The sequence below is a fragment of the Sinorhizobium mexicanum genome, assembly GCF_013488225.1.
GTDB lineage: Bacteria > Pseudomonadota > Alphaproteobacteria > Rhizobiales > Rhizobiaceae > Sinorhizobium > Sinorhizobium mexicanum.
Genome location: NZ_CP041238.1, coordinates 224,700 through 238,151, shown reverse-complemented (window position 1 = coordinate 238,151; position 13,452 = coordinate 224,700). Strand labels below are relative to the sequence as shown.

The following is a 13,452-nucleotide window of genomic DNA, read 5'->3' as shown; positions in this document are numbered from 1 at the left end:
TCGGACGCGCAAAGGACGCTGTAGCACTTTGAATTGCTGCATGTTTCCTTAAATCGCGTACGGTTTAGGGAAACATGCAGTAGCGCCGATGCTCACAAGAATCGGGTGGTTATCCGCCCGCCAGAGGATTACCTGTAGGCTGACAGGAGGCGATCATGAACGTTGTTACATCCATTCCGACCGACATCACTCCCGAAGGCACCGATTACGATACGGTGAGCCGCGTGATCGAGATGCTGACGGAGGATTACCGCGACCAGCCATCGCTTGAAACGGTCGCCAGCCGCCTCGGCCAGTCGCCGACGCAATTGCAGAAGACCTTCACCCGCTGGGCGGGGCTTTCGCCCAAGGCCTTCCTCCAGGCAGTGACGCTCGATCACGCCAAACGGTTGCTGCGGCAGGAGGAGATGCCGTTGCTGGAGACCAGCATCGAAGTGGGTCTTTCCGGTCCCAGCCGCCTGCACGACCTGTTCGTCACGCATGAGGCAATGTCGCCTGGCGAATGGAAGGCGCGCGGCTTCGGGCTCACCATTCGCTACGGCTTCCATCCCTCGCCTTTTGGGACAGCGCTCGTCATGGTCACCGAGCGCGGCCTTGCCGGACTTGCCTTTGCCGATTCCGGCGAGGAACGGTCGAGCTTCGACGATATGGCCAGCCGGTGGCCCAAGGCGAACTATGTCGAGGACAGTGCGGCAACGGCGCGCTATGCCGCCCGCATCTTCGATCCCGAGCGCTGGTGTGCGGAGGAGCCACTGCAAATCTTCCTGATCGGCTCGGATTTCCAGATCCGGGTGTGGCAGGCACTCTTGAACATCCCGCTCGGAAAGGCGACCACCTATTCGAAGATTGCCGACGAGATCGGCCAACCGACCGCGTCGCGCGCCGTCGGCGCAGCCGTCGGACGCAACCCGATCTCCTTCGTCGTGCCCTGCCATCGTGCGCTCGGCAAGAGCGGCGATCTCACCGGCTACCACTGGGGCCTGACGCGCAAGCGCGCGATCCTCGGCTGGGAAGCGGGCAAGGGTTGATAAAAAGGGACGCCGCGTCCCTTTTTGCTGATATGAAGGCCCCTCAATGCGCGCCGGACATGTCGCCCAGCACTTCCTTCGATGCGACGGTGGAATCCGCATTCAGCTTGTAGACCATCGGCACGCCCGTCGCGAGGTTGAGCTTGAGGATCTGCTCCTTGGTCAACTTGTCGAGCACCATGACGAGCGAACGCAGCGAGTTGCCGTGGGCGGCGATGAGCACCGTCTGGCCCGAAAGCACGCGCGGCAGGATGTCGGTGAGATAATAGGGCCAGACGCGCGCGCCGGTGTCGCGCAGGCTCTCGCCGCCGGGCGGCGGGACATCGTAGGAGCGGCGCCAGACATGCACCTGCTCCTCGCCCCATTTGGCGCGTGCGTCGTCCTTGTTGAGGCCGGAAAGATCGCCGTAGTCGCGCTCGTTCAGCGCCTGGTCACGGATGGTTTCAAGCGAGGACTGGCCGACAGCATCAAGCACGAACTGGCAGGTGCGCTGGGCGCGGACAAGGGAAGAGGTGAAGGCGATGTCGAACTTGATGCCGTACTCGGCGAGCGCCTTGCCGCCGGCTTTTGCTTCCTCGACGCCGAGCTCGGTCAGGTCCGGGTCACGCCAGCCGGTGAACAGGTTCTTCAGGTTCCAATCGCTCTGGCCATGCCGAACGAGAACGAGGGTGCCGCTCATTTCATTTCCTCTTGAAAGATTTGAGTGTCAGTTGAGCCCGAGAACATCGAGCATGGAATAGAAGCCGGGCTTCTGGCTGCGCCCCCAAAGGGCGGCCGTGACCGCGCCGCGCGCGAAGATCGAGCGATCGGTGGCGCTGTGGGAAAGAGTGACCTGCTCGCCCTCGCCCGCGAGAATGACCGAATGTTCACCGACGACCGAGCCGCCGCGCAGCGTCGCAAAACCGATCGCCCCTTCCGGGCGTGCTCCGGTGTGGCCGTCCCTGACCCGCACTGAATGATCCGCAAGCTCGATACCGCGGCCCTTGGCCGCCGCCTCTCCAAGCAGCAGCGCCGTGCCTGACGGCGCATCAACCTTGTGCTTGTGGTGCATTTCCAGGATTTCGATGTCCCAATCCGCCGCCTTCAGGGCGCGCGCCGCCTGCTCAGTCAAAACGCCGAGAAGATTGACGCCGAGGCTCATATTGCCCGACTTGATGACGCGCGCGTGCCGCGCCGCTGCGCGGATCTTCGCGTCGTCGTCGGCCGAGCAGCCGGTGGTGCCGATGACGTGGACGATGCGCGCCTGCGCTGCCAGGCCGGCGAATTCGACCGTGGCTGCGGGCGACGTGAAATCGAGAACGCCTTCTGCCTCGACGAAGGCTTCCAGCGGCTTGTCGGCAATGGCGACATCGATTGGCCCCAGCCCGGCGAGTTCGCCGGCATCACGGCCGATGAACGGCGAGCCCGGCCGCTCCACCGCGGCATGAAGGCACACGCCGGCCATGCCATGAACGATCCGGATCAGTGTCTGGCCCATACGGCCGGCCGCGCCGACCACCACGAGCTTCATATCCGTTTCGCTCATCGTCGAATTCCCTTGGTTTCTATAGGATTGCGTCTTCCGCCGTCATATCCGAGGCGCTGCCGTGCAGGTTGTGCAGCCGAGCGTAGAGGCCGTCCGGACGCTGCGCAAGCTCGTCATGGGTGCCTTCCTCAACGACCGTGCCGTCCTTCATGACGATGATCTTGTCGGCGTTGACGACTGTCGAAAGCCGGTGAGCGATGACGATCACCGTGCGGCCGCTCATCGCCCGATCGAGCGCCTTCTGCACCGCAGCCTCGGACTCGGTGTCGAGGGCGGAAGTCGCTTCGTCGAGAAGGAGGATCGGCGCATTGCGCACAAGTGCGCGGGCAATCGACAGCCGCTGGCGCTGGCCGCCCGATAGCGTCACGCCGTTCTCGCCGACCGGCGTATCGTAGCCCTGCGGTTGCGCCAGGATGAAATCGTGGGCGTAGGCGAGCCGTGCCGCCTCCTCGATTTCCGCGTCCGTGGCTTCCGGCCGGCCATAGCGAATGTTGTCGCGGATCGAGCCTTCGAAGAGGTACGGCTGCTGCGAGACATAGGCGAGGCCGTTGCGGAGCGACTGCTTTGTGACGCCGGCGATATCCTGTCCGTCGATGAGAATCTGCCCGGACTTCGGATCGTAGAACCGCGGGATGAGGCTGATGATGGTCGACTTTCCGGCACCCGAAGGGCCGACCAGCGCCGTGGTCTTGCCGCCCTCGGCACGGAAGCTGACCCCCTTCAGGATCTCGTCGCCGCTGCCGTAGGCAAAGCGCACGTCGCACAGTTCGATGGTCGCTTCGCCGAGCCTGATTTCGGTTGCGTCGGGACGATCGCGCTGATGCGGAACCGTGTCGAGAATCTCGTAGATCATGCGTGCGTTGACGGCCGCGCGCTCCAGCGACACCTGCAGGCGCGCGAGACGCCGGGCCGGGTCATAGGCCATCAAGAGGGCCGTGACGAAGGCGAAGAACGCGCCCGGCGGGACGTTGCCGTAGATCGTGCGGAAAGCCGAATAGGCAAGCACCGACGAAATCGCCAAGCCGGCGAAGGTTTCCGTCATCGGCGCCGTGCGTTCGCTGAGCCGCGCGATCCGGTTTGCCCGGTTCTCCGCCCGGTCTATGATCGTCTCGACCTTGCGGCGCAGCTCGTTTTCCATCGTGAAGGCCTTGACGATGGAAATGCCCTGGATGGTTTCCTGCATGGCGCCGAGCACGCGGCTGTTGACCTCGACGGCCTCGCGCGTCGCCAGGCGCAGGCGCTTCGAGATGTAACGCAGGCCGAGAAGCAGCGGCGGCGCGACGAAGAAGACGATGAGCGAGAGCAGCCAGTCCTTGCTGAACATGACTCCGACGAGCCCGATCAGGGTAAGGAAGTCGCGGGCGATCGACGTCACCGTCATGTTGAGCACGTCGCGGATGCCGCTGACATTCTGGCTGATCTTGGCGGCAAGCTGCGCGGAGCGCATGTCATGGAAATAGCCGACGCTGAGCGCCATCAGATGGGCGTAAAGCCGGCGCTGGTAGCGCGCGACGATATTGTTGCCGATCTTCGAGAGCGCGACCGCCTGCCCGTAGGTCGCCAGACCGCGCAGGACGAAGGCCGCGAAGATCGCGAGGCAGATCCACAGCACGATATCGGCGCGCCTGTTGGCGAAGGCCTCGTTGATCACGGTTTCCATGATCCAGGCCGTGAAGCCGGTCGTCGCCGCCACAACCACCAGGCAGGCGATGGCAAAGGCATAGCCCCGGATGTGGTCGCGGCCGTTTTCGGCAATGACGCGCCTCAGGATTCCGGTAATCGTATCGGAATCGACCGCGCGCTGCTTTTTATTCTTGGCGTCCAATAAGCCCGTCTTCCCTGAGGTCGCTCTAGATCACGATGATTTCAGGTCCAATCGACCTAAAATCATGAACGTGATCGATTCCAATAAGTTAGAGCAGGATGCGGGCGGAAGACCGCGCACACTTTTCCTCATCCCGCTCCAGCGTTCCGTGTACCGGCATCGCCCGTCCGGGGCTCTATAGTGCTTTGATGCCGTTTTGGCGAGTCTTTGCGAACAATCGGTCGGTCAGCTTCTCCAGCGCCGTCCCTCAGTTGCAACACCAAAGTCTCTCGGGGTGCGCGCGAAGGCAGAGAGACCGGAAAGTGCGGCCATCGGATGGACGACGGCGAAAGTCGGGATCGTTCGCATCAATGCAGAATGCGGTGCCTTGTCCTCGAAGGCGGCGCGGAATTCCGGCCGCATCAAAGCCGGCAGTATCTTCTGCGAGATGCCGCCCGCCAGGAACACGCCGCCGCGTGCCATGAATATCATCGCCATATCGCCGGCGACGCGGCCGAGATAGGTGCTGAAGAGCGATACCGTCTCGACAGCCGTCGGATCCGACCCGGAAAGTGCGCTGGTCGTCACCGCCGCCTGGTCGGCCAGTACCGGCTCCTCACCATCCGCGGCGCAGACAGCGCGGTAAAGGTTCATGATGCCGCGCCCGCACAGGATCTGCTCGCCGGCCATGCGGCCTTCGATCGGCTCCAGGAAGGGCCATATCCGGAAATCGCGTTCTGTGCGCGGACCGATGTCGACATGGCCACCCTCGCCGGGGACGGGAATCCAGGTGTGCTGCGCGAATACCAGGCCTGCAACGCCAAGCCCCGTTCCGGGACCGAGCACGACCCGCGACGACGATGGGCGGATGCTGCCTCCGCCGATCTGGACGAGATCCTCGTCGGCGGGTGTCGCGACCGCCAGCGCCTGCGCCTCGAAGTCGTTGATGATCAGCACGTCAGCGAGACCGAGGCTTGCCAGCATGTCCTTAGGCCGAATCACCCAACCGGCATTCGTCAGGGGAATCTCGTCGCCCTTGATCGGGCCCGCGACCGCCAGGATCGCCGAGCGAGGCTGAACGGACGTCTTGTCGAGGATGCTCTTCTGCATCGCCTCCTCGATCGTCGGGAAATCGCCCGTCTTGATCGGCGGCAGTTGCTTCGGTTCTGCATAGGTGTCAACCAGCAGGGCGAAGCGGGCGTTCGTTCCACCGATGTCGCCGATCAGTATCGGAAAGGGAAAGCCGTGGTCACCCGCACTAAGCATTGCAAAATCCGTCCTGATCGCGATGTGGAATGTTCGTGATTGTGTATCAGTTGCGCCGGAAGGCGATCAACTCTTCCGCCGTTGCGCGGTTCAGCGCCATCGGGATGTCGTAGACGATCGCCAGGCGCATCAACGCCTTGACGTCGACATCATGCGGCATGGCCGTCAGCGGATCGACAAAAAAGATGAGGAAATCCACGTCGCCGGTGGCGATCATCGCGCCGATCTGCTGGTCGCCGCCAAGCGGTCCGCTCTTCAGGCGCGTGATATCGAGTCCGGGACAGGCCTCGAGAACCCGGCCGCCGGTCGTGCCGGTGGCGACGATCTTCCATTTGGACAACACCGCCTCGTTTTCCTTTGCGAAGGCGGCGAGATCATCCTTCTTTTGATCGTGGGCAATCAGCGCAAGACATTTCCGATCGGCCATATAGCCTCTCCAGCGTCAATTTTAAATCGATTTGAAAGCCCTATACATGAGCATCGCGTGATTGGAAAGGCAGCGGGACCGGCGGACCATCGTGCCGGCCCCTCGTGAGGCGCGTCCGTTCGGTCGTCTATTGCAGCGCCGGACGCGGCAGGGGGACCGGAACGTTTTCCAAAGGCGCCGCGGTCGCAGCACCGATGACGGCTTCGATGCTCGTCGCGGCGGCGGGAACCGCGGTTGCGGGAGCGGAAGCGGTGGTTGCGGACCGGTAGGCCGTGCCGTAAGTCACCTCTTGCTCGGAGGCCGGAGGCGGGCCGTCGAGCACCAGGGCGCAAGCCTTCGGCAGATCCGAAAGCTTTGCAAATGTCGGCTTCACGGGCTTTTCCGGCTTCTTCTTCGGCTTCGCCCACGGCTCGTCGGTGAACCACCAGGCGAGCGACTTGTCGCAGCCGTCACCCGCCGGCACGCGCGCCTGGCCCTTGCAGCCGACGGAACCCTCGGGGCACTTGATGCGAATGTGGAAATGATAGTCATGACCATAGATCGGCCGGACCTTGCCGAGCGCCGAACGATCCCCCTTCCACGTGTCGCAGAGCTTCTTCTTGATCGCCGGGTTGACGAAGACGCGCTCGACGTGGGGATAGCTGGCCGCCATCATGATCAGCCGCGCGTGCGTGGGGGTCCATATGGACGGATCGACCGTCAGGAACTTGTTCTTCTGCAGCATCGAGGTCGCGGAAATCGATTCGCGCTCCTGATAGCTCAGCGTCCTTTGCGGCATCGGCGTCAGCCAGATGTCGGCGTCGAGGCCGATCTGATGTGATGCGTGACCAGACGTCATCGGGCCGCCGCGTGGCTGCGATATGTCACCAAGCAAGAGACCCGGCCAGCCGATTTTCTCGGCTGCGTCGTGCGAGAACCGCTCGATCAGTGCGATCATTTGCGGGTGGCCCCAGCGTCGATTGCGCGACAGGCGCATTGCCTGCCAGGTCGGCCCGTCCGTCGGGATCGCGACCCCGCCTGCCAGACAACCCTTCGCATAAAAGCCGAAGGAGGAAGGCGCCATCGCCGCCGGCAACGCCTTGGCGCCAAAGAGTTCCTTCGCAGGCGTTCCGTCGGCCGAGGCGGCCTCGGTGGCCAGAAGGCTCGCCCCCACGATCAAACCCAACATTGCCGAACCGCAGCGTCGAAAGGCAGCCGCTATTTCAAGTCCCATTCCAATCCCCCGATCGGCGTAGCACCGGTGTCCCACGCCATCTGCGCTCGCCCCTATCCCGAATCACCGCACTTGCCCGAGCCTACAGCGCCGCGCGTCCGACGCGCAAAGGTCGCTGTAGCACCCTGAATTGCTGCATGATTTTGTCCTTAAGTCGATCCCGATTTAAGGAATCATGCAGTAGCGGATCACCCGGATGTGACTCAAAAATTTCGCCTGATTTTGGGCAAGTCCTGTCAATTGCCCTGATTTCGCCTATTCTGGTCCGAAGGATCATCGCCAACACAAGGAGAAGCGACTGGATGCTGGATTTTGGCGGTATTGTAAGAACGAAACTCGCAGCCGCATTTCTGGCAATGTCCGTCCTTCTGCCGCTCCCGGCAAACGCGCAGGAGGACACATGGCGCCACGGCCTGTCGCTTGTCGGTGAGCTCAAGTATCCTCCCGGCTTCAAGCAGTTCAACTATGTGAACCCCGACGCTCCCAAGGGTGGCGATCTCAGGCTTTCGCAGACGGGGACTTTCGACTCCTTCAATCCCCTGCTCGTCAAGGGAGAAGTTGCCGTCGGCCTGGCGCTCGTCTTCGACACGCTTCTGAAGCCGTCCGACGACGAGATTTCGACTGCTTACGGCCTCATCGCGGAAGGCGTTTCCTTCCCCGATGACATCTCCTCGGCTACCTTCCGCCTGCGCGCGGAAGCAAAATGGGCAGACGGGAAACCGGTGACGCCCGAGGACGTCGTCTTCGGCTTCGAGAAAGCCAAGGAGTTGAACCCGCTCTATCAGAGCTACTACCGGCATGTGGTGAAGGCGGAGAAGACCGGGGACCGGGACGTTACGTTTCACTTCGACGAGAAGAACAATCACGAGCTGCCGCACATTCTCGGCCAGATCTTGATCGTACCGAAGCACTGGTGGGAGGGCACGGGAGCGGACGGGAAGCCGCGTGACATCACCCGGACAACGCTCGAACCCCCTGTGGGCTCCGGCCCCTACCGCATCGCATCCTTTTCGCCGGGCGGCGCGATCCGCTACGAACGACGCCCTGACTATTGGGGGGCTTCGCTCAATGTCAATGTCGGCCAGAACAACTTCAATTCGATCACCTATTCCTTCTTCGGCGATCGCGATGTCGAGTTCGAGGCCTTCCGGTCTGGCAACGTCGATTACTGGCAGGAAAACCAGGCCATGCGCTGGGCGACGGGGTTCGATTTTCCGGCAGTGAAGGAAGGAAGGGTGAAGCGCGAGGAAATTCCGAACCCCTTCCGGGCGACCGGCGTAATGCAGGCGATGGTTCCGAACATGCGCCGCAAGCCCTTCGACGATGAAAGGGTCCGCCAGGCACTGAACTATGCGCTCGACTTCGAGGAACTGAACCGGACAATCTTTTTCAATCAGTACCAGCGCGTAAACAGCTTCTTCTTCGGCACCGAGCTCGCCTCCTCGGGCTTACCGCAGGGTGAGGAGCTGAAGATCCTCAACGAGATCAAGGATCTGGTGCCGCCGGAAGTGTTCACGACCGCTTATACCAATCCGGTCGGTGGCACCCCGGAAAAGGCGCGCGACAATCTGCGCAAGGCACTCGCGCTCCTTAAGGAAGCCGGCTTCGAACTCAAAGGCAACCGCATGGTGAACAAGGCGACTGGCAAGCCCTTCGCCTTCGAGATTTTGGTAAACAGCCCAGCGCTCGAGCGCGTCGCACTTCCCTATGCGCAGAATCTCAAACGGATCGGCATCGAAGCGAGCGTGCGCATCGTCGATCCGTCGCAGTACACCAATCGGGAGCGTAGGTTCGACTACGACATGACCTGGCAGGTCTGGGGCGAGACCCTCAGTCCCGGAAACGAGCAGGCGGACTATTGGGGTTCGAAGGCCGCCACCCGCGAGGGGTCAAGGAACTATGCAGGCATCGCCGACCCTGGCGTCGACGCGCTGATCGATCAAGTAATCTTCGCGAAGGACAGGGACACACTCGTGGCGGCCACAAAGGCGCTCGACCGTGTCCTGCTCGCCCACAATTACGTCATTCCGCTTTACTACAAGCTGGCAGCGAACGTCGCCTATTGGGACAAGTTCGGGCGACCCGCGGAACTGCCGAAATATTCGATCGGCTTTCCGGACGTGTGGTGGTTCAAAAGTGCTGCCGGAAAATGATCACTTGCGTTCGAGACGCCCGTCGATTCCAAATGCAAGAAACGAATCACTGAAATACGGGACTGAACCGGCGGGGTTCGACGCGGCAGGGAGTGAGCCATTGAGACGACATAGACGGCAAGCCACAGCCCTGCGGGTCGCTACGATCCGCAGTGCCACTCTGCCGAGGTTCGCCTGATGGGTGCCTACATCCTGCGCCGGCTGCTCCTAATGATCCCGACGATCATCGGGATCATGGCCATCTCCTTCGCCGTCGTACAATTCGCGCCGGGCGGCCCGGTGGAGCAGGTGATTTCAGACCTGACGAATGCCGGCGCTTCCGACCGGCTTTCCGGCACGGGCGGCGACCTCCTGCAGGGAGGCGGCGATGAAGGCGGTCGTTATCGCGGCGCCCAGGGCCTCGATCCCGAATTCATCGCCAAGCTCGAGAAGCAGTTCGGCTTCGACAAGCCGCCTGCCGAGCGCTTTCTCACGATGATGTGGAATTATGCCCGCTTCGACTTCGGCGAGAGCTTCTTCCGCAACACGTCCGTCGTCGACCTCATCGTTGAGAAGATGCCGGTCTCCATTTCGCTCGGCGTCTGGATCCTCATCTTCTCATACGCGATCTCGATTCCGCTCGGCATCAGGAAGGCGATCTCCGACGGCTCGACCTTCGACGTCTGGACCTCCGGCGTGGTTGTCGTCGGTTATGCGGTACCGAGCTTTCTCTTTGCCATCCTGTTGATCGTGATTTTCGCGGGCGGATCCTTCTTCGACTGGTTCCCTCTGCGCGGTCTCGTCTCGGACAATTTCTATGAACTGCCCTGGTGGCAGAAGATCCTCGACTACTTCTGGCACATGACGCTGCCGCTGATCACGCTCCTGCTCTCGGCCTTCGCGACGACGACGCTGCTCACCAAGAATTCCTTCATCGACGAGATCAAGAAGCAATATGTGACGACGGCGCGTGCCAAGGGGCTCAGCGAGCGGAAGGTGCTCTACGGCCATGTCTTCCGCAATGCGATGCTGATCATCATCGCCGGCTTCCCGGGCGCCTTCATTTCCGCCTTCTTCACCGGCTCGCTCCTGATCGAATACATCTTCTCGCTCGACGGCCTTGGTCGCCTCGGCTATGACGCGGTCGTCAAGCGCGACTATCCGATCGTCTTCGCGACCCTCTACATCTTCTCGCTGATGGGTCTTTTCGTCAGCCTCATCTCCGATCTCATCTATACCTGGGTCGACCCGCGCATCGACTTCGAGCGGAGGGACGTCTGATGAGCACCGTCACGGCATATGCCGGCGCGCCGGAAAAGGGTTGGCTGACGCCGATCGGGCGGCGGCGCTGGCAGAACTTCAAGGCGAACCGCCGCGGCTATTGGTCACTCTGGATCTTCCTCGTCCTCTTCGGCCTCAGCCTGTTCGCAGAGTTCATCGCCAACGACAGGCCGCTCGTGGCCTCTTACAAGGGCGAGATTCTTTTCCCGGTGCTCGTCAACTATCCCGAGGAGAAATTCGGCGGCTTCCTTGCCGAGACGGACTACCGCTCCGATTTCATCCGTGACGAGATAGAGGCCAATGGCTGGACGATCTGGCCGCCGATCCGCTACTCCTACCAGACGGTCAATTCGAACATTCCCCATTCGGCGCCGACCCCGCCTTTCTGGCTGATGAGCACGGAAGAGCGCTGCTCCGGTTACCCGCAGGGTGTCGCCGATCCGGGCTGCACGCTCGGCAACCTCAACTGGCTTGGAACCGACGACCAGGCGCGCGACGTGATGGCGCGGATGATCTACGGCTTCCGCATCTCCGTTCTCTTCGGCCTCGCGCTGACGATCGCCTCCGCCGTGATCGGCGTCTCTGCCGGGGCGGTGCAGGGCTATTTCGGTGGCTGGACCGACCTGCTCCTCCAGCGTTTCATCGAGATCTGGTCGTCGATGCCGGTGCTCTACATCCTGCTCATCATCGCGGCCATCCTGCCGCCCGGATTCTTCATCCTGCTCGGTATCATGCTGCTCTTCTCCTGGGTCGGCTTTGTCGCCGTGGTTCGCGCCGAATTCCTGCGCGCCCGCAATTTCGAGTATGTGAATGCGGCGCGCGCGCTCGGCGTCGGCAACGGCACGATCATGTACCGGCACCTTCTGCCGAATGCGATGGTCGCCACCCTCACTTTCCTGCCCTTCATCCTCTCGGGCTCGATCACTACGCTCACCTCGCTCGACTTCCTCGGCTTCGGCATGCCGCCGGGCTCGCCCTCGCTCGGCGAGATGATCGCCCAGGGCAAATCCAACCTGCAGGCGCCGTGGCTGGGGCTCACCGCCTTCTTTGCCATGTCGGTCATGCTGTCCCTGCTGATCTTCGTCGGCGAAGCGACGCGCGACGCCTTCGATCCGCGAAAGACCTTCCGGTGAGCGCGACGATGACAGACACCCTCCTCTCCGTGCGCGATCTTTCCGTCGCCTTCCACCAGGGCGGCGAAACCTCCGTTGCCGTCGACCACATCTCCTTCGACATCAAGCGCGGCGAGACCGTCGCGCTTGTCGGCGAATCCGGCTCCGGCAAGTCGGTCTCGGCGAACTCGATCCTGAAGCTCCTGCCCTACCCGTCGGCAAGCCATCCGAGCGGCGAAGTCATCTTCAACGGCAAGGACCTCTTGAAGGCCAGTGACGAAGAACTGCGCCACGTGCGCGGCAACGACATCACGATGATCTTCCAGGAGCCGATGACCTCGCTCAATCCGCTGCACACGATCGAGCAGCAGATCGGCGAAATCCTGGAGCTACATCAGGACCTGAAGGGGGCGGCCGCGCGAGCGCGAACGCTGGAGCTCCTCAACCAGGTCGGCATCCGCGAAGCGGAAAAACGGCTCGGCGCCTATCCGCACCAGCTTTCCGGCGGGCAGCGCCAGCGCGTCATGATCGCGATGGCGCTCGCCAACCGACCGGAGCTCCTCATCGCCGACGAGCCGACGACGGCGCTTGACGTCACCGTGCAGGCGCAGATCCTCGAGCTGCTGAAGTCGCTCAAGGACGAGCACGGGATGTCCATGCTCTTCATCACCCATGACCTCGGCATCGTCCGCAAGATCGCCGACCGGGTCTGCGTCATGACCAAGGGCAAGATCGTCGAAACCGGCCCGACGGCCGATATCTTCGCCAACCCGCAGCATGCCTATACCCGGCATCTGCTCGCTGCCGAACCCAAGGGCGAGCCGCCACCTTCCGACGCCACGAAGCCGATCGTCATCGAGGCCAGGGACGTGAAGGTTTGGTTTCCGATCAAAGCGGGCTTCATGCGCCGCGTCGTCGATCACGTCAAAGCGGTGGACGGCGTCGACCTGACGCTTCGTGCCGGCCAGACGCTCGGCGTCGTCGGCGAGTCTGGCTCGGGCAAGACGACGCTGGGTCTGGCACTGACGCGCCTGATCTCGTCCAAGGGGCGCATCGCTTTTGTCGGCAAGGACATCCACGCCTACAGCTTCCGCGAAATGCGGCCGCTCAGAAACCGGATGCAGGTGGTCTTCCAGGATCCTTATGGCTCGCTCAGTCCGCGCATGTCGATTGCAGACATCATCGGCGAAGGACTGAAGATCCACGAAAGCGCCCTCTCCGGCGAAGAACGTGACGCGCGCGTCGCCTCCGCTCTCCAGGAGGTCGGGCTCGATCCGGCAACCCGCTGGCGCTATCCGCACGAATTCTCCGGTGGACAGCGACAGCGCATCGCAATTGCCCGCGCCATGGTGCTGAAGCCGCAATTCGTCATGCTCGACGAGCCGACCTCGGCGCTCGACATGAGCGTGCAGGCGCAAGTCGTCGACCTGCTCCGCGATCTCCAGCGCAAGCACAATCTCGCCTATCTGTTCATCAGCCATGATCTCAAGGTGGTGCGCGCACTCGCCAACGAGATGATCGTCATGCGGCTCGGCAAGGTGGTCGAACAGGGGCCGGCCGAGCGCATCTTCGAGGCGCCGGGCGAAGACTACACCAAGGCCTTGATGGCTGCCGCGTTCAATCTCGAGGCCGTCAATCTCTCCGCTATCCGTCAATAGAGTTCT

Annotated in this window: 11 protein-coding genes; 5 read left to right on the top strand and 6 right to left on the bottom strand. The window is 62.4% G+C overall.

Annotated features, from left to right (window positions below; translation table 11 throughout):
• Positions 1-155: 155 nt before the first annotated feature.
• Positions 156-1,028 carry a methylated-DNA--[protein]-cysteine S-methyltransferase gene (locus tag FKV68_RS01060; protein WP_180939720.1) on the top strand — a complete coding sequence of 291 codons (873 nt, stop codon included), beginning with the start codon at positions 156-158 and terminating at the stop codon, positions 1,026-1,028.
• 43 nt (positions 1,029-1,071) lie between these two features.
• On the opposite strand, the gene FKV68_RS01055 is transcribed toward FKV68_RS01060, so the two are convergent.
• The 6 genes from FKV68_RS01055 to mepA all read right to left on the bottom strand — a co-directional run bounded on the left by FKV68_RS01055 (position 1,072) and on the right by mepA (position 7,263).
• Complete coding sequence (locus FKV68_RS01055) at positions 1,072-1,707, bottom strand: 2,3-bisphosphoglycerate-dependent phosphoglycerate mutase (RefSeq protein ID WP_180939719.1); 636 nt, start codon at positions 1,705-1,707, stop codon at positions 1,072-1,074.
• A gap of 27 nt (positions 1,708-1,734) precedes the next feature.
• Positions 1,735-2,553 carry a 4-hydroxy-tetrahydrodipicolinate reductase gene (gene dapB / locus FKV68_RS01050; RefSeq protein ID WP_180939718.1) on the bottom strand — a complete coding sequence of 273 codons (819 nt, stop codon included), beginning with the start codon at positions 2,551-2,553 and terminating at the stop codon, positions 1,735-1,737.
• A 19-nt stretch (positions 2,554-2,572) separates the two neighbouring features.
• Positions 2,573-4,378: an ABC transporter ATP-binding protein gene (locus FKV68_RS01045; protein WP_180939717.1), complete on the bottom strand. Its 1,806-nt coding sequence runs from the start codon at positions 4,376-4,378 to the stop codon at positions 2,573-2,575.
• Positions 4,379-4,603: 225 nt separating this feature from the next.
• A complete protein-coding gene (locus tag FKV68_RS01040; RefSeq protein WP_180939716.1) occupies positions 4,604-5,623 on the bottom strand; it encodes a glucokinase in 1,020 nt (339 codons plus the stop codon).
• Positions 5,624-5,669: 46 nt separating this feature from the next.
• Positions 5,670-6,050: a methylglyoxal synthase gene (locus FKV68_RS01035; RefSeq protein WP_180939715.1), complete on the bottom strand. Its 381-nt coding sequence runs from the start codon at positions 6,048-6,050 to the stop codon at positions 5,670-5,672.
• Between the two features lie 127 nt (positions 6,051-6,177).
• Entirely contained in the window at positions 6,178-7,263 is a 1,086-nt protein-coding gene (gene mepA, locus FKV68_RS01030) for a penicillin-insensitive murein endopeptidase (protein ID WP_180939714.1), read from the bottom strand.
• A 302-nt stretch (positions 7,264-7,565) separates the two neighbouring features.
• On the opposite strand from mepA, the gene FKV68_RS01025 reads away from it, so the two are divergent.
• The 4 genes from FKV68_RS01025 (at position 7,566) to FKV68_RS01010 (ending at position 13,446) form a co-directional block, all read left to right on the top strand.
• Positions 7,566-9,416 carry an extracellular solute-binding protein gene (locus FKV68_RS01025; protein WP_180939713.1) on the top strand — a complete coding sequence of 617 codons (1,851 nt, stop codon included), beginning with the start codon at positions 7,566-7,568 and terminating at the stop codon, positions 9,414-9,416.
• A 177-nt stretch (positions 9,417-9,593) separates the two neighbouring features.
• On the top strand, positions 9,594-10,676 hold the full coding sequence (locus tag FKV68_RS01020; protein WP_180939712.1) for a microcin C ABC transporter permease YejB: 1,083 nt from the start codon (positions 9,594-9,596) through the stop codon (positions 10,674-10,676).
• Positions 10,676-11,809 carry an ABC transporter permease gene (locus tag FKV68_RS01015; protein ID WP_180939711.1) on the top strand — a complete coding sequence of 378 codons (1,134 nt, stop codon included), beginning with the start codon at positions 10,676-10,678 and terminating at the stop codon, positions 11,807-11,809. Before FKV68_RS01020 ends, FKV68_RS01015 begins: the two co-directional genes overlap by 1 nt.
• 8 nt (positions 11,810-11,817) lie before the next feature.
• The gene (locus FKV68_RS01010) at positions 11,818-13,446 is read left to right on the top strand and encodes an ABC transporter ATP-binding protein (RefSeq protein ID WP_180939710.1); all 1,629 of its coding nucleotides are present in this window, start codon (positions 11,818-11,820) and stop codon (positions 13,444-13,446) included.
• The last annotated feature ends 6 nt before the right edge of the window (positions 13,447-13,452 follow it).